The 24,825-nt window shown below is 57.8% G+C and carries 22 protein-coding genes and 1 tRNA gene; 4 read left to right on the top strand and 19 right to left on the bottom strand.

All coding sequences use genetic code 11. From position 1 onward, the window contains the following. Window positions 1-236 precede the first annotated feature (236 nt). Complete coding sequence (gene rlmB, locus K8I84_RS00420) at window positions 237-974, bottom strand: 23S rRNA (guanosine(2251)-2'-O)-methyltransferase RlmB (protein WP_223792748.1); 738 nt, start codon at window positions 972-974, stop codon at window positions 237-239. A 15-nt stretch (window positions 975-989) separates the two neighbouring features. Continuing rightward, the gene (gene rnr, locus K8I84_RS00415; RefSeq protein WP_223792747.1) at window positions 990-3,506 is read right to left on the bottom strand and encodes a ribonuclease R; all 2,517 of its coding nucleotides are present in this window, start codon (window positions 3,504-3,506) and stop codon (window positions 990-992) included. A gap of 250 nt (window positions 3,507-3,756) precedes the next feature. On the opposite strand from rnr, the gene K8I84_RS00410 reads away from it, so the two are divergent. Continuing rightward, window positions 3,757-3,843: transfer RNA gene (locus K8I84_RS00410), tRNA-Leu, on the top strand. 126 nt (window positions 3,844-3,969) lie between these two features. Here K8I84_RS00410 and K8I84_RS00405 read toward each other — a convergent pair. From K8I84_RS00405 to mpl, 4 genes are all read right to left on the bottom strand, one after another. Beyond that, on the bottom strand, window positions 3,970-5,868 hold the full coding sequence (locus K8I84_RS00405; protein ID WP_223792746.1) for a hypothetical protein: 1,899 nt from the start codon (window positions 5,866-5,868) through the stop codon (window positions 3,970-3,972). Between the two features lie 325 nt (window positions 5,869-6,193). Further along, window positions 6,194-7,333, bottom strand: coding sequence for an acyl-CoA dehydrogenase family protein (locus tag K8I84_RS00400; RefSeq protein WP_223792745.1), 1,140 nt, complete (start codon window positions 7,331-7,333; stop codon window positions 6,194-6,196). 122 nt (window positions 7,334-7,455) lie between these two features. Further along, window positions 7,456-8,103: a flavin prenyltransferase UbiX gene (locus K8I84_RS00395; protein WP_411722629.1), complete on the bottom strand. Its 648-nt coding sequence runs from the start codon at window positions 8,101-8,103 to the stop codon at window positions 7,456-7,458. A 16-nt stretch (window positions 8,104-8,119) separates the two neighbouring features. Continuing rightward, window positions 8,120-9,514, bottom strand: a complete 1,395-nt coding sequence (mpl, locus tag K8I84_RS00390; protein ID WP_223792743.1) for a UDP-N-acetylmuramate:L-alanyl-gamma-D-glutamyl-meso-diaminopimelate ligase — start codon at window positions 9,512-9,514, stop codon at window positions 8,120-8,122. Between the two features lie 156 nt (window positions 9,515-9,670). On the opposite strand from mpl, the gene K8I84_RS00385 reads away from it, so the two are divergent. After that, entirely contained in the window at window positions 9,671-10,933 is a 1,263-nt protein-coding gene (locus K8I84_RS00385) for a 6-phosphofructokinase (RefSeq protein WP_223792742.1), read from the top strand. 65 nt (window positions 10,934-10,998) lie between these two features. On the opposite strand, the gene K8I84_RS00380 is transcribed toward K8I84_RS00385, so the two are convergent. Then, window positions 10,999-11,253: a GrxA family glutaredoxin gene (locus tag K8I84_RS00380; protein ID WP_223792741.1), complete on the bottom strand. Its 255-nt coding sequence runs from the start codon at window positions 11,251-11,253 to the stop codon at window positions 10,999-11,001. Between the two features lie 268 nt (window positions 11,254-11,521). Here K8I84_RS00380 and K8I84_RS00375 point away from each other — a divergent pair, with 268 nt between their 5' ends. After that, window positions 11,522-11,956, top strand: a complete 435-nt coding sequence (locus tag K8I84_RS00375; protein ID WP_223792740.1) for a YqaA family protein — start codon at window positions 11,522-11,524, stop codon at window positions 11,954-11,956. Here the strand turns inward: K8I84_RS00375 and K8I84_RS00370 are convergent. After that, window positions 11,905-13,344, bottom strand: a complete 1,440-nt coding sequence (locus tag K8I84_RS00370; protein WP_223792739.1) for an ABC1 kinase family protein — start codon at window positions 13,342-13,344, stop codon at window positions 11,905-11,907. The two genes, K8I84_RS00375 and K8I84_RS00370, sit on opposite strands and share 52 nt — an antisense overlap. A gap of 255 nt (window positions 13,345-13,599) precedes the next feature. Between K8I84_RS00370 and K8I84_RS00365 the strand changes: the two genes are divergently transcribed. After that, complete coding sequence (locus K8I84_RS00365; RefSeq protein ID WP_223792738.1) at window positions 13,600-14,685, top strand: GGDEF domain-containing protein; 1,086 nt, start codon at window positions 13,600-13,602, stop codon at window positions 14,683-14,685. 23 nt (window positions 14,686-14,708) lie between these two features. Here the strand turns inward: K8I84_RS00365 and lipB are convergent, their stop codons facing one another. The 11 genes from lipB to K8I84_RS00310 form a co-directional block, all read right to left on the bottom strand. Then, the gene (lipB, locus tag K8I84_RS00360) at window positions 14,709-15,347 is read right to left on the bottom strand and encodes a lipoyl(octanoyl) transferase LipB (RefSeq protein ID WP_223792737.1); all 639 of its coding nucleotides are present in this window, start codon (window positions 15,345-15,347) and stop codon (window positions 14,709-14,711) included. Between the two features lie 50 nt (window positions 15,348-15,397). Next, window positions 15,398-16,165 (bottom strand): SDR family NAD(P)-dependent oxidoreductase, encoded by a 768-nt coding sequence (locus K8I84_RS00355; protein WP_223792736.1) that lies wholly within the window; start codon window positions 16,163-16,165, stop codon window positions 15,398-15,400. A gap of 183 nt (window positions 16,166-16,348) precedes the next feature. Further along, a complete protein-coding gene (locus tag K8I84_RS00350; protein WP_223792735.1) occupies window positions 16,349-16,618 on the bottom strand; it encodes a YbeD family protein in 270 nt (89 codons plus the stop codon). Window positions 16,619-16,651: 33 nt separating this feature from the next. After that, on the bottom strand, window positions 16,652-17,812 hold the full coding sequence (locus K8I84_RS00345) for a D-alanyl-D-alanine carboxypeptidase family protein (RefSeq protein ID WP_223792734.1): 1,161 nt from the start codon (window positions 17,810-17,812) through the stop codon (window positions 16,652-16,654). 44 nt (window positions 17,813-17,856) lie between these two features. Further along, the gene (locus K8I84_RS00340) at window positions 17,857-18,720 is read right to left on the bottom strand and encodes a septal ring lytic transglycosylase RlpA family protein (protein WP_263282914.1); all 864 of its coding nucleotides are present in this window, start codon (window positions 18,718-18,720) and stop codon (window positions 17,857-17,859) included. A 145-nt stretch (window positions 18,721-18,865) separates the two neighbouring features. Then, a complete protein-coding gene (gene rodA, locus K8I84_RS00335) occupies window positions 18,866-20,008 on the bottom strand; it encodes a rod shape-determining protein RodA (protein WP_223792732.1) in 1,143 nt (380 codons plus the stop codon). Then, window positions 19,995-21,899, bottom strand: coding sequence for a penicillin-binding protein 2 (gene mrdA / locus K8I84_RS00330; RefSeq protein ID WP_223792731.1), 1,905 nt, complete (start codon window positions 21,897-21,899; stop codon window positions 19,995-19,997). The genes rodA and mrdA overlap by 14 nt, the downstream gene beginning before the upstream one ends. 9 nt (window positions 21,900-21,908) lie before the next feature. Then, complete coding sequence (gene rlmH / locus K8I84_RS00325; RefSeq protein ID WP_223792730.1) at window positions 21,909-22,379, bottom strand: 23S rRNA (pseudouridine(1915)-N(3))-methyltransferase RlmH; 471 nt, start codon at window positions 22,377-22,379, stop codon at window positions 21,909-21,911. A 2-nt stretch (window positions 22,380-22,381) separates the two neighbouring features. Next, window positions 22,382-22,732 carry a ribosome silencing factor gene (gene rsfS, locus K8I84_RS00320; protein ID WP_223792729.1) on the bottom strand — a complete coding sequence of 117 codons (351 nt, stop codon included), beginning with the start codon at window positions 22,730-22,732 and terminating at the stop codon, window positions 22,382-22,384. A 69-nt stretch (window positions 22,733-22,801) separates the two neighbouring features. Further along, window positions 22,802-23,452 (bottom strand): nicotinate-nucleotide adenylyltransferase, encoded by a 651-nt coding sequence (nadD, locus tag K8I84_RS00315; RefSeq protein WP_223792728.1) that lies wholly within the window; start codon window positions 23,450-23,452, stop codon window positions 22,802-22,804. Window positions 23,453-23,457: 5 nt separating this feature from the next. Further along, window positions 23,458-24,711 (bottom strand): glutamate-5-semialdehyde dehydrogenase, encoded by a 1,254-nt coding sequence (locus K8I84_RS00310; RefSeq protein WP_223792727.1) that lies wholly within the window; start codon window positions 24,709-24,711, stop codon window positions 23,458-23,460. Window positions 24,712-24,825: the final 114 nt, after the last annotated feature.

Below are 24,825 nucleotides of genomic sequence, written 5' to 3'. Positions count from 1 at the left end.
CCTACGGATTTAACAGCTTCCTTTTCGACCCACGGGCGAAGCCTGCGAGCCAAACATGAAAGCAAGGAGGAAACAGCCGGAGCTGTCAGTTTCAATTTTTTGCTTTCGGTTCAGCCTCATACGTACCGAGACTGACCGAAGGCGAGACGCGGAGTGCCTGTTATTCAGACAAAAACACGCCACCCCCAGAAAAAGGGGTGACGTATTCTAGGCACCCAAAGACAGATGTGCAAGCATTAACCAAGTCGCTGGCGTAGCGCTTCGTACAGGCAGACACCGGTAGCCACAGAGACGTTCAGGCTGTCTACATGGCCCAACATGGGGATATTGATCAGTTGATCACAATGCTCCCGCGTCAGCCGGCGCATACCCTTGCCCTCAGCCCCCATCACGAGCGCAACGGGACCCTTGAAATCAGCCTGATAGAGAGTCGCCTGAGCCTCCCCTGCGGTTCCGATCAGCCAAACCCCCTCGTCCTTTATAGTCCGCAGAAAACGGGCAAGGTTGGTCACCCGAACGAAGGGCACGGTCTCAGCCGCTCCGCACGCAACCTTACGCGCCACAGGTGTCAGCGAGGCAGACTTGTCTTTTGGAACAACAACTGCCTGAACCCCAACCGCGTCGGCCGTGCGCAGACAAGCCCCGAGATTGTGGGGATCCGTCACACCGTCCAGGACCAACAAAAAGGCCGGGGCATCGGCGGCGGAAAGCATCGAGAGCAAGTCATCTTCCGTCCACTCACGGCTCTCGCTCACCGCCGCAACAATGCCCTGGTGAACCCCGGACACCCTTTCATCCAGCTCTCTCCGGTGCACCACTTTCCAGGCAACACCCAGATCCTCCAGCGCCTCAGTAATCCGTCCGACGCGCTTGTCCTGCCTTCCGGTCTGGATCCAGACCCTTTGCAGCCTCTCGGGCTCTCTTTTAAGCACAGCTTCAACGGCGTGCCATCCAAACACATAATCTTTCGACACGAGCTAAGGCCCCTGTTACTTGCTGGATTTTCTGGGGCGGCGCAGCCCGCCCGATGAGCGATCACCATCCCCTTTTTGTTTTTTTCCGGCCTCACGGGCCGCCTCGGCCACCAGGCGATCTTTGGCACTGCCGGCTTTTGGCTTGCGGCCGTCCTTGCGCGCTGACGCAGACTGCCCCTTGGACGACGACTTCCGACGACCTGTTTTCTTGCCAGACGCTTTCTCAGCACGCTTCGATTTTTTACCGGCCTCACGCCGAGATACCTCGAGGGCATCAAGATCTGCTCGACGGCGCCGCGGCTGACTGACCAGCTCCAGGTCGATCTTCCGATCCTCGAGATCCACTCGTACCACTTTAACCCGGACTTCGTCCCCCAACCGGAAGCTCACCGCTGTTCTCTCACCGATCAGCCGGTGTTTCGCCGAATCGTGATGGAAGTAATCACCACTGAGGGTGGAGACATGCACCAACCCCTCGATGTAGACATCGTTCAACTCCACGAAGAAGCCAAAGGGAACAACTGCGGCAATGATGCCATCAAATTCCTCACCGACGTGATCCCTGAGGAACTCACACTTCAACCACGCCATAACATCCCGGGTGGCATCGTCGGCCCGGCGCTCGGTCATGGAGGTGTGTTCACCCATCTGAACCATTTGCGCATGATCGTAGGGGTATTCAGCCAGTTCCGGATCCTGGTGGGGAGGCGTCACCACATCCTTGGTCACGTCCGGATTATGAATCCGCGACTTGATTGCCCGATGAACAATCAGATCCGGATAACGACGGATGGGCGAAGTGAAATGCGTATAGCTGGCAAAACCAAGCCCGAAGTGTCCGCTCTCGTCGGGACTGTACACAGCTTGACTGAGCGACCGGAGCATCACCGTCTGTATGACGTGGGCATCCGGGCGATCAGCCACCTGAGCAAGGAGGGCCTGATAATCGGCGGAGGTCGGCTTGTCACCACCCCCAAGGAACAAGCCAAGCTCCCCCAGGAAAAGGCGCAGAGCCATCAGGCGCTCTTCCGAAGGACCATCGTGCACCCGATAGAGCGCCGGCATTTTGTGCTTTTTCAGGAATCGGGCCGTCGCCACATTGGCGCACAGCATGCACTCTTCGACAATCTTGTGAGCATCGTTGCGATGGACCGGCACGATCTCTTCAATTTTGCGCTGGGCATCAAACACGACCCGGGTTTCCGTCGTCTCAAAATCAATGGCACCACGCTCTGTTCGAGCCTTACGCAACAACTTGTAGAGGGCGTACAGGTTATGCAGATGTGGCAACAGATCCGCATACTGCTCCGCCAACCGGTAGCCAGGTTCAGAATCCGGCCGCTCCAGCATGTCGCTGACCTTGGTATAGGTCAGCCGCGCATGGCTGCGCATGACGGCCTGATAGAAGGTGTAACCGCTGATACTACCGGCTGCACTGATGGTCATATCCGCCACCATGCACAGACGGTCCACGTCCGGATTCAGCGAACACAGCCCGTTCGACAGTTTCTCCGGCAGCATGGGCACCACGTGATCCGGAAAATACACCGAGTTACCACGGCGCACGGCCTCGTCATCCAGCGGCGAGCCGGGGCGGACATAGTGCGATACGTCCGCTATGGCCACGACCAGGCGGTAACCACCCCGAGGGCGAGACTCACAGTAAATGGCGTCGTCAAAATCGCGAGCTGTTTCAGCGTCGATGGTCACAAGAGGCAGGTCACGAATATCGACACGATTGGCCTTATCCTTCTCCTGGACCTCATCAGGAATGGCCGCAACCTGATCTCCGAGTGCCTGGGACCAGGCATGTGGGATATCGTAAGACCGGATGGCCACATCGATTTCCATGCCCGGTGCCATGTGCTCACCCAGGACCTCAACCACCTTACCGGTCGGCTGACGCCTTATCGTGGGCTGACGCAGGATCTCAACCACCACATACTGACCGTGCCTGGCGTTGCCGGCACTCTCATCCGGCACCAGAACCTCTTGGTTTATGCGACTGTTTTCCGGAACCACGAAATTGATGCCGCTCTCTTTGAAGAAGCGACCGACCGTCTGCTGGGTACGATATTCCAGTACCTCAACAATCACGCCCTCCCGGCGCCCCCGGTCATCCACCCGATCAACCCGGGCTGCGACCCGGTCGCCATGAAAGACTTGCCGCATTTGACGGGCAGTAAGAAAAAGATCACTTCCGCCGTCATCCGGGGACAAAAAGCCGAAACCGTCTTTGTGGCCGATGATTTTCCCGGTCACCAGATCCGCTTCTTCAATGGGCAAGTAAGCGCCGCGTCGGTTGCAGATCAACTGGCCATCACGACACATGGCAATCAAACGACGGCGCAGCGCCTCAATGCCATCTGCAGACGCTTGTCCTAACTCTGAACACAACGTCTCGTGAGTCGCAGGAGCCCCCCGGTCCTTGAGATGGGCGAGGATAAATTCACGACTCTGGATAGGGTTGTCGTACTTCTGCGCCTCACGACTTGCGTGGGGGTCACTTACATTTTTCTTCCTGGAAACCATTCGAATCCTTGTTGAAAGCGGCACGGATGTGTCGTATGGCGTGAAGTATAACGCTGGTAACGCCTCCCTGCCCAACAAGGACTTACCACGGCATAAAACAGGGAGTATTAGCTTGAGAAAATTTTTCCCAAAAAATGTTTGACAGGTTTTGAGGGAATCATTAAAGTACGCGCCATCGGTTGAGGGGCACTCCTCAACAGCGGCAGACGAGCGAAGTTTTCAACAAACCGAGCGGCTCTGCAAATCACCTGCCGAGGTGGTGAAATTGGTAGACACGCTAGCTTCAGGTGCTAGTGGGGGCAACCCCGTGGAGGTTCAAGTCCTCTCCTCGGCACCATTTCTTTCCTCAAGAAATGGCGATATTCCTAAGCGTTCCTTCTAAGATTAAACCCAGATTAACTGCTAGCCTTGTCTATTTTTCTTGCGTGCTTTAAATAGGCGGGAGAAAGTGACGGGGCGCCGTCTATTGAAGGCGCCCGATCAGATGTTCTGATAGTGTATGATAGACGTAGTCTACCTTGGCAAAGAGTCCACCACTGGCAGGCTCAACGGCACGGCTACATTCCTTCGCGCCCCCGTACCTCAGCAAATCAGCTTTGGCGATCAGATTGGGCTGATCTGGCGCAAAGCCAGCACTGTCTACGGTGTTATAAAACATCTGCCACTCGAACCCGTTATCACCAACCACATTCGGCAGGCCGGCCAAATCCTGATCCAAGAAGCCGAATCTCAACAAGCGCTGAAATGCAAAGCCATCACCGGATGGATCCAGACCAAATGAACGCACGTCGAATTCGAGCGCCGTGTCTTCCAAGGTAAGGGTATCTGTAGCAAAGCGGTAAGCCTGGTACGCGCTGACGAGATGATCCGCTTCAGAGTCAGCACTTGAAGGGGGTGGGCAAGCAGTGGGGCTGCCCGTCAACTCCAGTGACGCGAGCTCTCCTCCACCGTTCGAAAGCGAAAACCCCGAGACGGCGCCAGTGGCTGCCGATGAGTTGGAGACATACTCCCTCGAAATGAGCGAATCATTCGCACCACGCATCTGGGCTACCAAGCTCACATTGCCATCATTCACATCCCACGCATATGAGATCTCCGGCACGCCGCCAAGCTCTGTGCCGGCCTCAATACCGAGGTTTTGGTGGCACGTTGTTGCACTATCGAACAAGATCCTCTGATTCTCCCAGTCAAATTCCAGGCGCTCGTCCACATCACGCTCATTCGTGAATTGCATCCAGCTCTCATTAAAGGCGAGAGAAATTGAGGGCAACCATTGAGTATTCAGATTCACCATATACCCGTTGTGGCGGATTAATCGCGCCAGCTCTGCCATTGACGGAACGATGCACCCATCAATGTCCACCGATTCGAGCCGTCCGTCTTCCCGATAAAAAAAAGTAAGCTGCGCCGATTGGTCCAGGCTTGTTCCCGAGACAGGCAAATTGCTCTGACTCCTGGGATGAGCATAGATCCGCTGACTTGTCAGTAGCACGGGGTCGTTAAGGTCAATGGGTACCTCGGGGAGGCTCAGAGCCTTCACATCAACATTTGCGTATCCCCCCGGAGAAGCCGCCTCATCCACCATCTCAGAAAGTGAACTGGCGTGCGCCACCAGAGAGACACCAAGGAGGTGAGCTGCCTCCTTGCTCAACAAACGCTCAGTTCCATCTGAATTAGCCTGCACCAAAACGCCGTTGTAGGTCTCCGGAAACTGGCTTGCTAAAAACCGCGCAAATGCCTGAGCATAGGCATGGGCCTGGTGATCCTCCGCCTGAATATAATCTCGAAGCAGATTCAGGCTGGCGAGCCCCTGTGGCAAGCCACCATCCGCCCCATCGAACAAAAAAAGCATGTCTCGGAAACGCGCCAGCATGGTCAGGGGTGTGACATTTCGAACGCCCGGCGCTGCAGATAACAGATAAGCGCGTTCGACCGGCACGTCTCCATTATGGGCTTCTTCGAGGGTTTTGCCCGGTATCGCCAGCGCAAATAGGGGATAATCCCGAGGGTCAATATCCGGCCCTACTTCGGTAGGAACTTCCAACTCGAGGACATCCAGGGAGAATTCCCCACCCGGGCCGCTCATTGCTGTGGGTTCACCAGATGGAAGAACCACTTCACGACCGTTAGCCAGCGTAATCGTCATTGGCCCCGGTGTGTACTGACTATCCCCGTCGAGGTCCAGCCAGACCCGGGCGCTCCTCAGGTAGCCATCAATCACCTTCCCTGTATAAGGCGCCGGCTCTTCATATTCCACCCCATCAAACTCCCGCCCATCCACAGGCAATACAGCGGACTCTTCGCCGCAACCAGCGAGAGCGACGGCAATTACAGAGGCAGAGAGAGCAGGAAAGCGTTTCATTGCGGCAACCATTTATCCTTTTTAGAGGTTGTGCCGCTACTTTAGGGGAAGTGGGTACCGGAGACCTTGACTGGTTTGGCAAATTGTAAACTTAAGTATCAGAGGTGTTATTTTCGACCGTGGTAGCGCGACGCCTCCGGAGGATGAAGATGCATCCTTCAGATAAGGCCGTTCGAGCATCTCTCAGAAAAGACCTCAAGGCCAGGGATGTCCCCTTGAGGTCAGAAGGCCAGGCAATACTCAGCTTCCTCAGAGACGCTTTTCTGAAATCTGCAGAGACTGCCCCGGAATAGATGGTTAAAACTTTTCCCTGAAGTGGCCACTCTCAAAAGGAGCGAGCCACAATCTCCTTCATGATTTCATTGGTGCCGGCATAAATACGCTGTACCCGGGAATCCGCCCAGGCCCGGGCAATGGGGTATTCCCACATATAGCCATAGCCGCCATGGAGTTGGACACACTCGTCCATCACACGACATTGCAGGTCTGTGGTGTGTTGCTTGAGCATGGCAGCCGTCGGGATATCCAGCTTCTTGTCCAGATGCAGCTCAAGGCACCGGTCAGTAAAGACCCGGGCAGCAGTGATTTCCGCCTTCAGCTCCGCCAGCTTGAAGCGCGTGTTCTGGAATGCGATCACGGGCTTTTCGAACGCCTTGCGCTCTTTCACGTAATCCAGCGTCCACTGCCATGCAGCCTCGGCCGCCGCCACCGCCGCAATGGCTACCTGCAGACGCTCGGCGGGGAGTTCCTGCATGAGCTGAAAGAAGCCCTGCCCTTCCATCGGGCCCAGCAAGTGAGTTAACGGCACGCTCACGTCCTGGAAGAACAGCTCGGAGGTGTCCTGCGCTTTCATCCCTACTTTCTGCAGATTCTGTCCTTTTTCGAACCCATCCCATTCGGATTCAACGAGCAGCAGACTGATGCCCTTGGCACCTTCACGCGGATCGGTTTTAGCCACTACGATGACCAGATCGGCCAGCTGTCCGTTGGTAATAAAGGTCTTGGAACCGTTGAGGATGTATTCATCACCCTGTTTTACCGCTGTCGTTTTGATGCCTTGCAGATCGGACCCGGCGCCCGGCTCCGTCATTGCGATGGCGGTGATCATCTCGCCGGAAACCAGCTTGGGGAGGTAGTGCTTTTTCTGATCTTCAGTGCCGTGATTGAGAATATAGGGCGCCACGATGTCTGAATGAAGGCCCCAGCCAATACCGGACAATCCAGCTCGCGAGACTTCCTCCATGACCACAGCACTGTACCGGAAATCCGCGCCGACACCGCCATATTCCTCCGGAATCGTGGGGCACAGGAACCCGAGTTCTCCGGCCTTGTGCCAGAGCTCACGGCTGACCTGCCCATCCTTTTCCCACTGCTCGTGGTAGGGCGCGGCTTCCTGCTCAAGGAATTTTCGGACAGAATCCCGGAAACTCTCCAGATCGGCATCGAAAAGGGTGCGTGGAATCATGTGGAACCTCGGTACTTGGCCAGTGTTGTGTCTATATGGCACCAAGTCTCGGCCGAGGGGGCTCAGGTCTCAATGGTGAAAACCATCAATCGGGCTGACCAAAAGCATCGCTGCCGCCCGAATCAGCTGTCCCGTTTGCGCTCCGCACGTGCTTCACCCCAGCGGGGCATCAGGGTTTGGGGAATATCAAGATGATCCAGAAGTCGGGCCACCACAAAGTCGACCAGGTCCTGGACTGATTCAGGTTTGTGATAGAACCCCGGACTGGCCGGTAAGATCACCGCACCCATGCGGGTGAGCTTGAGCATGTTTTCCAGGTGAACTTCCGAGTAAGGCGCTTCCCGGGGAACCAGAATCAGAGGCCGGCGCTCTTTCAGCGCCACGTCCCCTGCCCGTTCGATGAGATTGTTGCTGGCACCGGTCGCCAGAGCAGACAGCGTACCGGTGCTGCAGGGACAGACAATCATCGGCGCCTTTTCACCGGAACCCGACGCCGGCGGCGCAAACCAGTCTTCCCGACCGAACACCAACACTTGCCCGGACTCGGCTCCGGCCCATTCGGTGAGGGCCGACTGCATGGCCGGAGGTGTGCCCGGGAGCTTGAGATCGGTTTCAGTGGCGATTACCACCTGTGCCGCCCGGCTCACCATCACGTTGACCCGGCAACCGGCCGCCACCAGACACTCCAGCAGCCGCAACCCGTACTGGGCTCCGGACGCTCCCGTTATCGCCAGATTGATCGTTCGAACCTGTTCAGACATCCCGTTCATCCCCGTTCCTGCGATCTCAGCCAAGACGACGCTTCAGCTCGCCCACCAATTTGCCGTGAATTCCGCCAAAGCCACCATTACTCATGATGACGATGTGACAAGGCCCTGACAGATCTGCAAGCGCCTGATCGATCAATCCCTCCACGGTGGATTCAACGCGATGCTGGTCTGACGTTGCTCCGGCAGCGCACCACTCCGACACCAGCGTTTCCAGCCAGTCCATGTCGTTGAGATTCGCCCACAACACCTGATCGGCCGCCGCGGCGCTCGGCAACAAGGTTTGCTGGTGAACCCCCTGTTTCATGGTGTTGGACCGGGGTTCGATGAGCGCCACGATGGGCTCCTCGCCTACCTGCGCACGCAGTCCTTCGAGCGTGGTGGCTATCGCGGTGGGGTGATGAGCGAAATCATCGTAGACGCGCACACCTCCAACATCCGCCAGAAGCTCCATGCGTCGCTTAACCCCGGAGAAACGACACAAGGCAGCCACCGCATGATCTGGAGTCACGCCCACATGCCGCGCTGCCGCGATCGCCGCCAGCGCATTACGCACATTGTGCATGCCGGTTTGCGGCCAGTTGACCGTTGCGACCGGCTGCTCATGATGAATCACCATGAACCGGCTCCCGTCTTCTGACAACAGCTCGGCACGCCAGTCCGAGGCCCGGGAAATCTCACTGCCGATGGCCGTATCCTGCACCGGGCTCCAGCAGCCCATCGCGAGGGCGTTATCGAGGTGCTCGTCCACTGCGGGGCGAACAATCAACCCTTTGGAGGGCACAGTGCGGACCAGGTGGTGGAACTGCCGCTCGATGGCTTCGACGTTGTCAAAAATATCCGCATGATCGAATTCCAGATTGTTCAGAATCAGGGTATGCGGTCGGTAGTGAACAAACTTGGAACGCTTATCAAAAAACGCACTGTCGTATTCATCGGCTTCGATGACAAAAAAATCGCTCTTGCCCAGCCGGGCCGACACCGGAAAGTCTTTGGGCACACCACCAACGAGATATCCCGGCTCGAATCCTGCCTGCTCCAGTATCCACAGGAGCATGGATGTGGTTGTCGTCTTGCCATGGGTGCCCGCCACCGCCAGAACCCAGCGATGGCGCAGGACCTCACGAGCCAGCCATTCTGGTCCGGACATGTAATCGATATTCTGGTTGAGCACCGCCTCAACCTCGGCGTTACCCCGGGACATGGCATTGCCAATCAGCACCAGATCCGGCTTCGGTTCCAGGTGATCGGCACTATACCCTTCCATCAGCTCGATTCCCTGCGCCTCAAGCTGGGTGCTCATGGGCGGGTAGACCCCCTGATCCGAACCGGTGACCGTATGCCCCAGCTCTCGGGCCAGGACAGCCAGACTCCCCATAAAGGTGCCGCAGATGCCCAGAATATGAATATGCATGCCAGAATACTTCCTTAGTCTTAAAGTCCGACAAGACTCCCGTATCCGTTCCACCCCGTCAAGAGCCGCGCCATCCGCAATCCTGCTCATGAAAATCGGCGCCTTTTGGCGTATCATCTGCGCGATTATCGAACCAGCAGGAGGCTTCAGCCCAAGATGGCCATCAAGAATGCATTCTACGCTCAGTCTGGCGGTGTGACCGCCGTCATCAACGCCAGTGCCTGTGGCGTCATCGAGACCGCCCGCAAACATCCGGACAAGATTGGTAAGGTTTTCGCCGGTCGCAATGGCATTCTGGGTGCGCTTAAGGAAGAGCTGATTGATACCAGCCTGGAGAGCGACGACGCGATTCACCAGCTGATTCATACACCGGGCGGCGCCTTTGGCTCATGCCGCTACAAGCTCAAGAACATCTCCGAGAATCGCCGTGAATACGAGCGCCTGATCGAAGTCTTCCGTGCTCACGACATTGGCTATTTCTTCTATAACGGCGGCGGCGACTCCCAGGACACCGCGTATAAGGTGTCCCAGCTCGCCGACAAGATGGGCTACCCGATTACCTGTATTGGTGTGCCCAAAACCGTCGACAACGACCTGCCGTTTACCGACTGCTGCCCGGGCTTTGGTTCCGTGGCCAAGTACATCGCCACCTCCACCCTGGAAGCCAGCCTGGACATCAAGTCCATGTGCGAGACATCCACCAAGGTATTCATCCTTGAAGTTATGGGCCGTCACGCTGGCTGGATCGCAGCAGCAGGTGGCCTGGCAGGCCAGCGTGAAGGCGAACCCCCTCACATCATCCTGTTCCCGGAAATTCCGTTCGATCGCGAAGCCTTCCTGGCTCGCGTTGACCACTGCGTCAAAGAATATGGCTACTGCGTCATCGTGGCATCCGAAGGCGCCCAGTACGAAGACGGTCGCTTCCTCGCGGACGCCGGTGCCAAGGATGCCTTCGGCCACACACAGCTGGGTGGCGTCGCGCCGGCGCTGGCCAACATGGTAAAGCAGGCACTTGGCCACAAATACCACTGGGCCGTCGCAGACTACCTGCAACGTAGCGCCCGCCACATTGCCTCCGGCACCGACGTTGAGCAGGCCTATGCGGTAGGAAAGGCGGCCGTAGAAATGGCCGTTAGCGGCAAGCAGGCGGTTATGCCAACCATCGTTCGCGAGCAGGGTGGCCCCTACAGGTGGAAGATTGGTGAAGCGCCCCTGAGCGAAGTCGCCAACCAGGAGAAAAAGATGCCTATCCACTACATCACGGATGACGGCTTCGGCATCACTCAGGACTGCCGTGAATACCTCTCCCCGCTGATTGCCGGTGAAAGTTTCCCGCCGTTCGATAACGGCCTGCCACGGGTCGCCAAGCTGAAAAATCAGCTGGTGGACAAGAAGCTGAAAACCGACTTCGAGATTTAATCCGCTCCAAAAAAACGCCCGGCCTGAGAGCCGGGCGTTTTTTATTGGTGCGCAAATTCAAACGCTCAACTTGCCAGCACTGCCTCATTCTCACGAACAAAGGCGAAGAAATCATCACACCCGCCGATGTACCGGTCTCCCACCAGAATTTGCGGTACCGTGTAAACCGGTCGACCGATCTTTGCTGCAATATCTTCCTTAGTCAGACCCTCTTCCATCATATCCACCCAGGTGAATGGCAGCCCCTTGGCTTCACACAGGCCTCTCGCCCTCAGGCAGAAACCGCAACTGGCACGGCCGTAGATAGTAACCTGATCCATAACTCACTCCTGCGCATCAGCGTTACTGATGCATGCTAATAATTGATGGCGGAATGATCTCACGACTAAGAAATTTTGAAAATTGAGGCTTTAAATGACAGCCATAGGGCGGAGCCATGGATGACGGACTTTCGCCCGTGTAGCGGACGGCCCAAATTGGCCTCAGCGCGATCACAAAGACAAAGAGTTTGAATTGGAGGGAGAGCTGTCTCATCGTATGAGATTACTTTCGTGAAGAAATTTGAAATCTGTCCTCAAGGAGACCCGATTGGCGTATTTAACGCTCTTCCTGACGGCCTTCGCCGCTGCCACCCTTCTCCCTGCGTACTCTGAAATTCTGTTAGGCACACTCGTCAGTCAGGGACTGTCGTACTGGTGGCTCTGGTTCTGGGCCACGCTCGGCAATACCCTGGGCTCCGTGGTTAACGGGGTTATCGGCAGGCAAGTGGACCGTTTCAAGGAAAAACGCTGGTTTCCCGTCACTGAACAGCAGCTGGAACGGGCGCGGGCACGCTTCAACCGCTATGGTCAGTGGTCCCTGCTGCTGGGCTGGCTGCCACTGGGCGGGGATGCACTGACACTGGTGGGCGGCATTATGCGCGTGCCGTGGCTCAATTTCGTCATTCTGGTGGGCATCGGCAAAGGCCTGCGCTACGCCTTTGTGCTCTGGCTGGTTGCCGAAGCGTCATCGGCCGGATCCTGATACAGATATTTGCGCAGCAAATGTTCGCCATTGAATTCCGAGTGCAGGACGGCAATGAAGGTGTAGACGCCAATCAGTTTGCGGTTCAGGAACACAAATTCTTTTGGCGGTACCCGGAAATATCGGCTGATGGCTGATCGAGCTGCTCGGCGGGCGACCCTTGATGGCAAGTCACTCTGTTTCCAGCGGTACTCTCCCTGCCCGTTGACCGCGTCGTCGGGCCACTCACTGTGATCTGGCGCCAGCGGCTCCAGCACCGACATACAGACCGAACCAAAGGTTTCCAACACTTCGTCCGGCCAGTCCCGGCTCATGAAGCGAAGTTTCACGCCCCCGTCGATGACCGCATCCAGATCGTTCTCGTAAGAGGCTCGAATCATCTGGCGCACCGGATCAAGGAACTCATCGGTATAGGACTGCACTGCACCGAAATCCAGCAGGACGACACGGTCGTAACCCGGGTCGTCACCGTCCTCGCCAGCGAAACGGATCCGGTAATTGCCAAAGTTGGGATCGGTCTGGATCTCCCCCCAGACGAACAGCTCCCGAAAGAACAGCTCCAGCGCGGCCTTGCCCAGCTCACTCCGCCGCTCCAGAGGCAACTCCCTGACGGCTTTCGAGTTGAGCGAGTGGCCATGCTCGAAGGTGGATGCAATGATGTGGGCGGTCGAGTACTCCTGCAACACACGCGGTACGATGAAGCGCGGGTCGGACGACAGCATCTTTCGGAATTTCTCGGTGGTTCTGGCTTCCAGGCGATAGTCCACCTCGCGGTGCATCATCTCCCGGACCTCTTCCAGCCAATCATTGAACTCGGGACCCATGCTGACCAGCCGGGCCACTTTCAAGAGCTGGGCGACGGCATTCAGATCACTGTCCACGGCATCCGCCACCCCTGGATACTGGACTTTCAGCACCAGTTCCAGACCATCGCTGCGACGGACCGCCCGGTGCACCTGCCCCAGTGACGCAGCTCCGATCGGATCGGGATCCACGTCCAGTTCGGCCAGTCGATCGCCTCCCAATTCATCCTTGAGCACCTTCTCAATGGCTGGCCACTCCAGCGATGTCGTTTGATCTTCCAGCGTGTGCAGAGCTTCTGTGACTTCCTCGGGCAGGAAGTGCTCACCATACAACGCCATAACCTGCCCGATCTTGACCACACTGCCCTTCAGCTGCCCCAGTTCGTGCACCAGGAAACGGGCCTGGTTCGACAGCATCGCGCGATGCTTCTCTTCCCGCTTTTCCTTACTGCCTATCCAGTTGGTGGCCATATGCGAGGCCATACGTGTACCAGCGAAAAGACCAGCCCTCGTCAGGCTGAGCCTGCGCTCGAAGCTGCCGGTCTTGATGCGGGAGACAGATTTTCCTGAACGTCTGGATGACATGGGCGACCTATCCGGTTCCGAGAATTTTGCCGTTCACGACGGCTTGGACCATTATACGAATAGCTGCGCGGCGTAACCTAACCGGTCCGCCAGCAGCAAAACGGCCTCCAGGCCAATGCGCCTGCAGTGCCGAAACGGTAGACCTGTGTATTGGTTACAGTTTACGCGTGCATTACGGTTCTGGCCCAGCTTAGCGCTTCAGAACCGAGACAACGAGCGGTTACCTGGCAAATGACAAAAACAACAAGACAAATCATGAACAGAGACACACCAACGACGCCCGATACCGGCGAATGTCGGGTTCCAGGCGAAATCCCGGTACCGATCCTGATCAATTGGCTGACGGCTGCCGCCATTCCGCTGCTCGTACTCTTTGCCTGGCGCTCTGGACTTCAAGGTGACTGGATCACCTCGCCGCTGCTACTCACAGTGGCAGTTCTGCTCGCTTTCAATAGTGTCCTGTACTGGACGCTCGAGAACATCACCCTGCTCCGCCGCGGCTTCCTCATCCTGATTACCGCGTTGTTCACATACCTGGCCGTGCAGGGGCCGGAAAATGGCGCGGCGATCCTCTGGCTGTTTGCCTACCCACCCATTGTTTTTTACATTCACGACGCCCGGACCGGTGTCATTGCCTGTGCAGGTGGTTTTATTGGCCTGGTGTTGCTATTCAGTCCCGTCGGTGACGCCCTGTTTGCCCCTGCCCATGACCCGAGCTTCCGGCTGCTGATGCTTGCCGCGCTGGGGTTCGAGATGTTCACCTGTTTCGTACTGGACCAGAGTCGTCGCCGGGCCCGGCAGGAGCTGATCAGCCTGGCGTCGAAGTTTGAATATGCGGCCAAGCACGACACCCTCACCGGCCTCGCCAACCGCCGGGAAGCCGTAGCGCAACTGGAGCAGGAATTCGCCCGTTATCGACGGAACGCCCGCACGTTCGCCATCCTGCTCATGGACATCGACCTGTTCAAATCGGTGAACGATACCCATGGTCACCATATCGGCGATCAGGTGATTGTCTTGGTGGCCCAGACCCTGCGTGATCAGTGCCGCAAGATCGACACCATTGCCCGCTGGGGTGGCGAGGAATATCTGGTGGTGTTGCCTGAAACGGAAACCGGGGAAGCCCTTCAGATGGCCGAACGTATTCGCAAGCAGATTGCGACCTCATCCATCGATGTGGATGGTAAGCCAGTGGCGGCCACGATCAGCGTTGGCGTGGCCAGCATTCATCCGTCGGAGTCCATTGACAGTCTCCTGCAGCGCGCCGACGAGGCCCTGTACAAGGCAAAATCACTGGGACGAAACCGGGTCTGCGCCCACGAGGCCGAAGCCCCCGCCTGACGCCTAGCAGGCGGGACCAGGACCTACCAGCCCTTCCGGTGGTCAACCTCTGATGCGTCCAGTCCCTCGCACAAATGCGCGACCAGCCGCCTTTCGAGATCAGCCACCGTGGCACCCGGAACAGAGTCCCTAACCTGGCTCATGGGCATACCGGCGTAGCCACAGGGGTTGATTCGGGCAAAGGGTTCCAGGTCCATATCCACGTTCAAAGCCAGTCCATGGAAGGAACATCCCCGTCGAACCCTCAGACCAAGCGAAGCGATCTTGGCATCACCGGTGTAGACCCCGGGTGCATCCGGTCGGGGTGCTGACTCGATATCCAGCTCAGCAAGTGTTCGTACAAGCGCCTGCTCAATCTTGTCCACCAGTGCGCGAACTCCGAGCTTGCGCCGGCTCAGGTCGATCAAAAGGTAAATAACCAGTTGGCCGGGGCCGTGATAGGTCACCTGCCCGCCCCGGTCGACCTGGACGACCGGAATATCGTCCGGTGCCAGGATGTGCTCAGCCTTACCCGCCTGCCCCTGAGTATAGATGGGCGGATGCTCCAGGCACCAGAGCTCATCCACGGTACTGTCGTCGCGATCCGCCGTGAACGACTTCATGGCTTCCCAGGTTTCCAGATAGGGCTGTTGCCCAAGGGAACGAACAATCAGATTCTTCATATCGTGATGAAAACAACAGCCCTCTGGATAGATACTCTTGCCGGGAACGCCTAGGAGCCCAGCAATGGAAATTTGAAATTTTCAAAACCGTCGGAAGCGTAAACGGTGCAACCATTGATGCAGTTGGCCTCATCACTGACCAGGAACGCAACCACATTGGCGATTTCCTCAGGCTGGGTAAACGTCTGGCGCATCTGCTCCCGACGGATATGGTCCCACAGCCCAAGCTCTTCGTATTTGCGCAGCAACGGCGTATCCACTCGCCCTGGTGCAACCGCACACACCCGGATGCCCGCCGGACCAAGCTCCAATGCGGCGCACTTGGTCATCATGTCTACGGCGGCTTTGCTGACGTTATACGTAAAGGTCAATTCGGATGCCATATGACCATAGACCGAGGAAGTGTTAAGAATGACACCTCCGGTTCCCTGCGCCCTGAATTGCCGTGCGCCCGCCAGAATGCCGTAATACACGCCCTTCTGATTTACCGCCGTCACGCCCTCAAAATCCGCAATGGGGTCGTGATCAAGCAGCGGCTTCGGAACACCGATTCCCGCATTGTTGATGACGATGTCCAGATGCCCGAACCGTTCTGCCGCCCGAGCCATCATTCCGGCGACCTGATCGTAGTCGGTCACATCCACGACCAGCGTATCCACCGCATCGCCGTGTTCTGCCTTTACTGCCGCCAGCCCTTCCTCTGACAGGTCAACCGCCAGTACCTTGCCGCCCTCACTGACCAGCTTTTTCAGAATTTCCAGGCCTATTCCACCGCAGGCGCCGGTCAGAACCGCAACTTTTCCATTCAGTCTGTCCATCTTACCCCCCTCAAATACCAACTGAGTTTTGCTCAACCATCAATGTAGGCGGAAACCTGGCCTCTGAACAGGAATGGTAGTGACAGGGAAGAATGTCGCAGATCAGTGAAAACAGCCAGACCAGAAACCATCGTGCCTCTGGCCCGGGCAACAGGCGGAAGTTATTGGAGACGCAAAGCGCCCTCAAAGCACCATATGTACGCGGCCACTGGCCTTGAGTTCCTCAAACAGCGCTTTGAGTTGGGGCTCGCCGGTGGCGACGATCGTCAACTGGACCGATGAAAACCGGCCCTTGCTGCTCTCGTTGACTGAAATACGGGATTCGTCGATACCGGGTGCGTGACGCTCGACCACCTCGACCACAAAGTCGGTGAAATCCGGCGCTGCGTTTCCAATGACCTTGATGACATAGTCACAGGGAAACTCGATTTTCGGTGCTTTCGGCTCACTCATGCCGTGATACTCCCCAGGGGACGCTGGTCACCCTCACTGAAATAACTGGAAGAAGAAGAGCTTGATGGCGTCCCAGATGCGTTTGATAAAACCACCTTCCGGCACATCGGTCAGCGCCAGCACCGGCTGATCCACCAACACTTCTCCTTCAAGGGCTACCCGGACACGGCCAAGCTCGTCTCCCGCCTTAATGGGGGCCTTGATGACAGAATCCAAGTCCACGGTGGACTCAAGGTTGCCGCGGGAACCTCTCGGTATGGTGACAAAGGCGTCCTCAATCAAACCAACCGACAACTGGTCAGACTGACCACCCCAGACCCGGGCTTCCATGAGCTCCTGGCCGGCACTGAACAGACGCTCGCTCTCGTAGTAGCGGAAGCCGAAATTGAGCATCTTCTGGACTTCCTGGGCGCGGGCTTCGGCACTGCTGGTACCCATCACCACGGCGATAAACCGGGTATCGTTGCGCTTGGCTGAGGCCACGAGACAGTAACCCGCTTCTTCCGTATGACCGGTTTTCAGGCCATCCACGCTGTCATCACGCCACAGCAGACTGTTCCGGTTGGGCTGGCGAATGTTGTTGTAGGTGAACTGTTTTTCAGCGTAGATCGGGTAGTTTTCCGGGTAATCGTTAATGATTGCCTTGGCGAGCAGTGCCAGGTCGTAAGCCGTGGAGTAATGGTCTTCCGCCGGCAAACCGGTGGCGTTGGCAAAACTGGTGTCCTTCATGCCCAGCAGTTGGGCCTGCTGGTTCATAATATCGACGAAGGCCCCTTCACTGCCGGCGACGAACTCCGCCAGCGCCACTGAAGCATCGTTGCCAGACTGAATAATGACGCCCTTGAGCAGGGTTTCCACCGGTACGCTGGTACCTTCACGCACGAAAGTACGAGATCCCTCAGTCTTCCACGCCCGAACACTGATCGGCACCATATCGGACATACTGATCCGGCCCTCGTCCAGCTCCCGCTCGACGATGTACGCGGTCATCATCTTGGTCAGGCTGGCCGGTGGCAGTCGTTCATGGCTGTTTTCCTCCATGATGATCTGACCACTTTTCGGATCCATGAGTACGTAGGAGCTGCCGGCAATCTGGGGCGGCGATGGGATCAGCACGGCCTGGGCCAATGCGTTGCCCGAAAGCAGCAGAATAAGGATCACGGAAAAAGAATGAAGCAATCGTTTAAGGGCCATGAGTCTTTTCGTTCGTCGTCAGGTGTGTTTCGTGGAATTCGAAATCAGTGATGATCAGTCAGTACGATGGTCTGTGAAAACCCGCGGTCTTCCAGCAGACTCTGTGTCCGCCGGGCGCTGTCTTCATCGATAAACGGGCCTACCTGCACCCGGTGGAAACGTCCGGCGCCGGTGTCAATCGAACGAACCCGCATCGGGTCCTGGAGTACGGCGCGCGCCTGCCCGAGAAGCCGCTCGGCCGGATCCCGGCTGCTGAACGAACCCAGCTGGACAAACAACGCCTGGTTGGCTGAGCCGACCAGTCCACCGGCCGCAACGGGGTTATCCGCGGGTCGTACGTTGTCTCCGGGCACAAACGGCTGGCCTGCGAGGAACATGGAACCATCAGGCCGGACCGTAATGGCTGCCACTTCAACCCGTGCGGTGCCCCGGGCCTGGTATCCCAGTTTCTTCGCCGCAGCGTAGGACAGATCAATCAGCCGATCACCGTGAAAAGGGCCGCGGTCATTCACACGAACAATGACCGAGCGTCCGTTGTCCAGGTTCGTTACGCGCGCATAACTCGGAATTCTCAGGGACTTATGCGCTGCTGTCATGGTGTACATGTCAAAAACCTCGCCGTTCGAGGTCTTGTGACCGTGAAATTTTTCTCCATACCAACTGGCCGTTCCGCGGGCTACATAGCCGTCGTTACTGCCAAGCACATTGTACTGTTTGCCCCAGACGGTGTAGGGAGATTTATTGCCCGCCCGCCTTGGTTTCTCATACATCGGACGGGCATCCACCAGCCCTGAGGCATCGAAATTGCCTGCCGGTGCGCGGTCCTGAGTCAGGGTATAGCGTGATGAATGGTCAGTTTTCGGTGCCGAACCACATCCGCCCAGCACCAACGCACTCACCACAAACATACATGAAAACAGGAGCCTGTTGTTCACCGTCCGGATTTCCTCTTGTTATTCGCCAGATCAATGCCGCTACTGGACTTGCTTCTACATTGTAACGGGTTATATCTCAGATTCACCATTACCCTGCCGCCACGATTTCCTCGCAGGCTCAGGCAGTAATCATTCTTCGGTGTGTCTGGATGGACATGAGAACACCAAAAGCCGCCATCAGAGTCACCCCCGACGTTCCCCCGTAACTGATCAGGGGCAGAGGCACGCCGACCACCGGCAGCAGCCCACTCACCATGCCGACATTGACGAAAATGTAAATAAAGAAGGTCATGGTCAGGGCACCGGCCAGCAACCGGCTGAAGGAATCCTGCGCGGTCACGGAGATGTACAGGCAGCGCAGGATAATCAGGAAATACAGAATCATGAGTACGGTCACCCCGATGAACCCGAACTCTTCCGCCAACACCGCCACGATGAAATCCGTATGGCTCTCCGGCAGGAACTCCAGGTGAGACTGGGTGCCCTGCAGCCAGCCTTTGCCCTCGATGCCACCGGACCCGATGGCGGTTTTCGACTGAATGATATTCCAGCCCGCGCCGAGCGGATCACTCTGGGGGTCAAGCAAGGTCAGCACCCGCTGCTTCTGGTACTCGCGCATGACGAAGAACCACATGGCCGGCGCAGACACGCCCACCAGCGCCGCGAATGCAGCAATGAGCTTCCAGCTGATGCCGGCAAAGAACACCACAAAAATGCCGGCCATGCCCACCAGCAACGAGGTACCAAGGTCCGGCTGCTGCATGATCATCACCATCGGCACCAGCACAATCGCCAGACCGACGAATACATGCCGGTTACGAGGGGGTAAATAGTGCCGTGACAAATACCAGGCCGCCATCATCGGAACCACCAGCTTCATGATTTCCGATGGCTGGAACCGGGGCAGCCCCGGCAGTGCCAGCCAGCGCTGGGCCCCCTTGGCACCCACCCCCACCAGCAGGACAGCGATCAGGGCGCCGACACCCGCAATGTAGAGCCACGGCGCCCAGCGCCGGAACACTGCCGGGTCAAGCTGAGCGAAAACGAGCATGACGACAAAGGCCACACCCAGACGAATGCCCTGCGCCTTGACGACATCGATGTTCCTGTCAGCTCCGCTGTACAGGATAAACAACCCGCCACAGACCAGTGCGGTCAACAGGAACAGCAGGAGCGGATCAAGATGCAAGGCCGCCCAGATGCCTCGCGGACGCCCCAGCCCGCCGTTTCCGGCAGAATCTACAAGATCATTCGCTGCCATCGTTTACTCCCTGGGATCGTACATCACTCACCAGCGACTCTGGCTGCTGGCCAAACTCCAGCAGCCAGGCATCAAAAAGCTCTCGGGCAACCGGTGCGGCCGTGCTGCTGCCTCCGCCGCCGTTCTCTACAATGACGGCTACGGCAATCTTTGGATTGTCCACCGGTGCAAAGCCCACGAACAGGGCATGGTCTCGCAGACGCTCCCTGATTTCCTCGGCATCGTATTCTTCATCTTCTGCCAGACTGAACACCTGAGCAGTCCCGGTTTTTCCGGCCATACGATAGGACGAATCCGCTCCGGCTTTGCGTGCGGTGCCCTTGCGACCGTGCATGACCTCCTCCATGGTCCTGACGACAAACTCCCAGTCATCCGGGTTATCCAGTTTCAGCGGCTCGTGGGTTTGTTCCGGCAGATACGTCTCTACCGGCGTATCGCCCTCGATATCCCGCAGAAGCCGCGGCTCAGACCAGATGCCACGATTGGCAATCAACGACGTAGCGGTTGCCAGCTGCAGAGGGGTCGCCAGCATGAAGCCCTGACCTATCCCCAGGTTAACCGAGTCCCCCGGATACCAGGGCTCATTACGCATGGCCCGTTTCCAGTCCCGGGAAGGCAGCAAACCACTGAGCGCCCCGGAAACATCCAGTGCGGCGTCTTCCCCGAAGCCAAAGTGGGACAGGTAGCTGTGCATGGTATCCACGCCCATTTTCACAGCCACCTCATAGAAATAGATATCGCAGGACTCCGCCATGGCATCCATCAGGTCGACCCAGCCATGACCACCGCGCTTCCAGTCGCGATACCGGCGCCCGCTCTCGTTCAGACGGAAATAACCCGGGTCCCAGATGGTGTAATCCCGGGTAGTTACGTCACTGTCCAGTGCGGCAATCGCCAGCATCGGTTTGAGGGTGGAACCCGGCGGGTATTGCCCTCTCAAGGCTCTGTTGAACAGTGGCTTGTCCCGGCTCTCGCTCAGGGCCCGGTAATCTTTGACACTGATACCGGTCACAAATTTATTGGCGTCGAAGCCCGGCACGCTGGCCAGCGCGAGGATTCCCCCGGTCTCCGGCTCAATAGCCACGATGGCACCACGCCGGCCATCCAGAAGTTCGTGAGCCCGTTGTTGCAATCGCAGGTCCAGATGCAGTTTCAGGTCTTCACCCGGCACCGGATTTTCCCGCTCAAGCACCCGGAGCGTCCGCCCTCGTGCGTTGGTTTCTACGTGCTGGTAGCCCACCTGACCGTGGAGAATTTCCTCGTAGAAGCGCTCAATCCCGGATTTGCCGATGTAGTTTGTGCCGGCGTAATTGACCGGGTCGATGCGCTGAAGCTCGTCCCGGTTAATGCGGCCGACGAAGCCCAGGGCATGGGCCGTCAGTTCGCTGTGTGGGTAGTAGCGGACCAGCTCTGCCTTGACCTCAACCCCCGGCAGCTCGTGTCGGTGCACCGCCAGACGGGCGATTTCCCCGTCAGTGAGATCGTAGCGGAGCGGGATTTCCTGGAACGGCCGACGAGGCTCGCGAAGCCGGCGTTCGAATCGCTCCAGATCCTCTTCGGACACATCGAGAATGTTACCCAGGTTGGCAATGCTTTCGTCCATGCCGTCAACCCGCTCTGGCACCAGGGTTACGCTGAATACGGGCCGATTTTCGGCCAACAGAATGCCGTTACGATCGTAGATCAGGCCACGGGGAGGCGGAACCGACTGCACTTGCACCCGGTTCTTGTCGGAAAGCGTGGTGTAGATATCGTGTTCGATTACCTGCAGCTGGTACATACGGGCCAACAGCCCTGTCAGGCAAACGAACACCAGCGTCAGCATGACCATGGTACGACGCTGGAAAAGGCGTCGCTCTGCGGCGGTATCCTTGAATTCACCCCACGGCATAATAACGTCCTAGGCCCGGTGATAAGGATGGTTGCGGGTGATCGACCAGGCCCGGTACAGCTGTTCGGCCACCACAATACGAACCAGGGGGTGAGGCAGGGTTAGCGGCGAAAGTGACCATTGCTGATCGGCCCGTTGGCGACAGGCGTCGGCCAAACCGTCCGGTCCGCCAACAAAGAAACTGACGTCCCGACCATCCTGCTGCCAGCTTTCCAGCTGACTGGCCAGTTTTTCAGTGGTCCACGGACGGCCACCTACCTCCAGTGCAACCACCCGGTCTTTCGGACCAGCGGCGGCCAGAAGGGCGTCACTTTCCTTTTGCATCAGTCTGGGGATATCCGGGTTTTTGCCTCGGTGGGCCATAGGAACCTCCACCAGTTCCAGAGGCAGCTCCGGCGGCATCCTGCGGGCGTAATCGCTATACCCCGTACTGACCCAGTCGGGCATCTTCTGCCCCACGCAGATCAGACGTAAACGCATGCTTATTCGCTGCCCGCAGCACCCAGGTCCGGAGCATCTCGCCAGAAGCGCTCCAGATCGTAGAATTCCCGCGTTGCGGGCATCATGACGTGGACAACAACATCCCCAAGGTCGACCAGAATCCAGTCGCTGGTGGCACCGCCCTCAACGTTGCTGGCTCGTACGCCTTCTTCCTTGGCGTCCGCGACCACTGAGTCGGCCAGAGATTTTACATGACGGTTAGACGTTCCGGATGCCAGAACCATGAAGTCGGTAACGCTGGTACGGTCACGGACATCAATCACACTGACGTCCTGTGCTTTTACTTCTTCAAGTGCGTTAACGACGAGATCTTTCAGCTGCTCTGCGTGCATAATCACCCTGTTAGACGGGACCTGCCGGAATGGCATCCCCATAAGCCCTATTCAGACGCGATTGTAGCACTAAAAGTTCCTGTCGGGGCACGCACTGTACAGTCCCTGAGCACGAATCTCCCGCCAGACCGATTCAGGAAGTAAATAACGGGGTGATCGACCGTCGCCAATGCGTGCGCGTATGTCGGTGGCCGAAATGTCCAGCAACGGCAGGTCGAGCGCCAGCAGTCTCCCGCACGGCCGGTCATACAACGCCTCAGGCGCAGACACGCCCCGTTCCGCCAGCAGCCGGGCCGGCTCACCATGCGCATCCAACTGGTAGCCGGGCCGCCGAACAATAATGATGTGGGCAAGCTCGGGGATCGCCCGCCACTCCCGCCAGCGGTCAAAGCCGGCAAACGCATCGGTACCGACGATGATCGCCAGCGGCGTGTCCTGCCCTCGCTCCGCACGCAATTGGCGCAGGGTGTCCGCCGTGTAGGACGCCCCACCCCGCCGTAGCTCGCGATCATCCACGACCAACTGAGGCTCACCATCGACTGCCAGCTCCAGCAGGCGCAAACGTTGCTCGGAAGAGGCGCCTGTCCCGCCACGGTGTGGTGGGATATGGCAGGGCATCAGATGGACTTGTTCACCACCGAGCCGATCACTCACCTCCAGCGCCATGCGCAGGTGACCATGATGCACGGGATCAAAGGTGCCGCCGTATACGAGATGCATGGAGATCAGGTCCGGATGTGGCCGTCCCCGAAGACCACGTATTTCTGGGAAGTCAGTCCCTCAAGCCCAACCGGGCCGCGGGCATGGATCTTGTCCGTCGAAATCCCGATCTCGGCACCCAGGCCATACTCGAACCCATCCGCAAAGCGAGTGGACGCGTTTACCATCACCGACGCGGAATCCACCTCGGTCAGGAACCGGCGGGCCCGGGTATAGTTCTCAGTGATAATGCTGTCCGTATGCTGGGAGCTGTAGCGATTGATGTGCTCGATCGCGCCATCCAGCCCGTCCACCACCCGAACGGCCAGGATTGGCGCCAGATATTCGGCTTCCCAGTCGCCTTCCACCGCCGCACCGGCCTCAATCACTCCCCGGGTCCGGTCACAGCCTCTCAGCTCCACACCTTTAGCCACAAACTCGGACGCCAGCATCGGCAGGATATCCTCGGCGATTTCCGCATCCACCAACAGGGTCTCCATGGTGTTGCAGGTGCCGTAACGCTGGGTTTTGGCATTGACCGCTACACGAATCGCCTTTTCCGGATCGGCATGGCTGTCGATGTACACGTGACAGACACCATCCAGGTGCTTGATCACCGGCACTTTGGCGTCCCGGCTGATACGCTCGATCAGCCCCTTGCCACCCCGGGGTACGATCACATCCACATACTCCGGCATGGTAATAAGCTCACCCACGGCAGCCCGGTCTGTGGTCTTGATCACTTGCACCGCGGTTTCCGGCAGGCCGGCCTCCGCAAGGCCCTTAGCCAGGCATTGAGCAATGGCCTGGTTGGAATGAATGGATTCGGAGCCACCGCGCAGGATGGCCGCATTGCCAGATTTCAGGCACAGACTGGCGGCTTCCACCGTCACGTTCGGGCGTGATTCGTAGATGATGCCGATAACCCCAAGCGGCACGCGCATTTTGCCAACCTGAATTCCGGAGGGGCGGTAGGTCATGTCGGTAATTTCACCCACCGGATCCGGCAGCGTCGCGACCTGGCGCAACCCCTCGATCATGGTGTCGATGCGCTCCGGGGTCAGTTCCAGCCGGTCGAGCATGGCTTTGTCCAGTCCACGCTGTTCGCCGTCTCGCAAGTCCTTTGCGTTGGCCTCAGCCAGCTCAGTGCGGGCTGCATCCAGCTCGTTCGCAGTTGCCAGCAGGGCGTGGTTCCGCACCGCGGTGGTGGAACGAGCCACCTCGCTTGCCGCCGCACGGGCCTGCTGCCCGATTTCGGCCATGTAAGCTGCTATATCCATTCAATTACCTTCACGTTTTCGAGCAGAATTCAGTAATAAGAGCTAACTTTACCTTGCCCGATTCAAGTACGCACCCTAAACGGATATGATAGCGACGCAGCAATGCCAACACGT

This window comes from Marinobacter sp. F4216 (assembly GCF_019931195.1).
GTDB lineage: Bacteria > Pseudomonadota > Gammaproteobacteria > Pseudomonadales > Oleiphilaceae > Marinobacter > Marinobacter suaedae.
Note: the sequence above shows the minus strand (reverse complement) of the source record. Positions and strands in the feature narration are given on the sequence as shown.

What these genes read in the sequence shown, in the direction of transcription:
- rnr (WP_223792747.1), bottom strand. Translation starts at nt 3,506, where the DNA reads ATGGTTTCCAGGAAGAAAAATGTAAGTGACCCCCACGCAAGTCGTGAG.
- K8I84_RS00405 (WP_223792746.1), bottom strand. Translation starts at nt 5,868, where the DNA reads ATGAAACGCTTTCCTGCTCTCTCTGCCTCTGTAATTGCCGTCGCTCTC.
- K8I84_RS00400 (WP_223792745.1), bottom strand. Translation starts at nt 7,333, where the DNA reads ATGATTCCACGCACCCTTTTCGATGCCGATCTGGAGAGTTTCCGGGAT.
- K8I84_RS00395 (WP_411722629.1), bottom strand. Translation starts at nt 8,103, where the DNA reads ATGAACGGGATGTCTGAACAGGTTCGAACGATCAATCTGGCGATAACG.
- mpl (WP_223792743.1), bottom strand. Translation starts at nt 9,514, where the DNA reads ATGCATATTCATATTCTGGGCATCTGCGGCACCTTTATGGGGAGTCTG.
- K8I84_RS00385 (WP_223792742.1), top strand. Translation starts at nt 9,671, where the DNA reads ATGGCCATCAAGAATGCATTCTACGCTCAGTCTGGCGGTGTGACCGCC.
- K8I84_RS00380 (WP_223792741.1), bottom strand. Translation starts at nt 11,253, where the DNA reads ATGGATCAGGTTACTATCTACGGCCGTGCCAGTTGCGGTTTCTGCCTG.
- K8I84_RS00370 (WP_223792739.1), bottom strand. Translation starts at nt 13,344, where the DNA reads ATGTCATCCAGACGTTCAGGAAAATCTGTCTCCCGCATCAAGACCGGC.
- K8I84_RS00365 (WP_223792738.1), top strand. Translation starts at nt 13,600, where the DNA reads ATGAACAGAGACACACCAACGACGCCCGATACCGGCGAATGTCGGGTT.
- lipB (WP_223792737.1), bottom strand. Translation starts at nt 15,347, where the DNA reads ATGAAGAATCTGATTGTTCGTTCCCTTGGGCAACAGCCCTATCTGGAA.
- K8I84_RS00355 (WP_223792736.1), bottom strand. Translation starts at nt 16,165, where the DNA reads ATGGACAGACTGAATGGAAAAGTTGCGGTTCTGACCGGCGCCTGCGGT.
- K8I84_RS00350 (WP_223792735.1), bottom strand. Translation starts at nt 16,618, where the DNA reads ATGAGTGAGCCGAAAGCACCGAAAATCGAGTTTCCCTGTGACTATGTC.
- K8I84_RS00345 (WP_223792734.1), bottom strand. Translation starts at nt 17,812, where the DNA reads ATGGCCCTTAAACGATTGCTTCATTCTTTTTCCGTGATCCTTATTCTG.
- K8I84_RS00340 (WP_263282914.1), bottom strand. Translation starts at nt 18,720, where the DNA reads ATGTTTGTGGTGAGTGCGTTGGTGCTGGGCGGATGTGGTTCGGCACCG.
- rodA (WP_223792732.1), bottom strand. Translation starts at nt 20,008, where the DNA reads ATGGCAGCGAATGATCTTGTAGATTCTGCCGGAAACGGCGGGCTGGGG.
- mrdA (WP_223792731.1), bottom strand. Translation starts at nt 21,899, where the DNA reads ATGCCGTGGGGTGAATTCAAGGATACCGCCGCAGAGCGACGCCTTTTC.
- rlmH (WP_223792730.1), bottom strand. Translation starts at nt 22,379, where the DNA reads ATGCGTTTACGTCTGATCTGCGTGGGGCAGAAGATGCCCGACTGGGTC.
- rsfS (WP_223792729.1), bottom strand. Translation starts at nt 22,732, where the DNA reads ATGCACGCAGAGCAGCTGAAAGATCTCGTCGTTAACGCACTTGAAGAA.
- nadD (WP_223792728.1), bottom strand. Translation starts at nt 23,452, where the DNA reads ATGCATCTCGTATACGGCGGCACCTTTGATCCCGTGCATCATGGTCAC.
- K8I84_RS00310 (WP_223792727.1), bottom strand. Translation starts at nt 24,711, where the DNA reads ATGGATATAGCAGCTTACATGGCCGAAATCGGGCAGCAGGCCCGTGCG.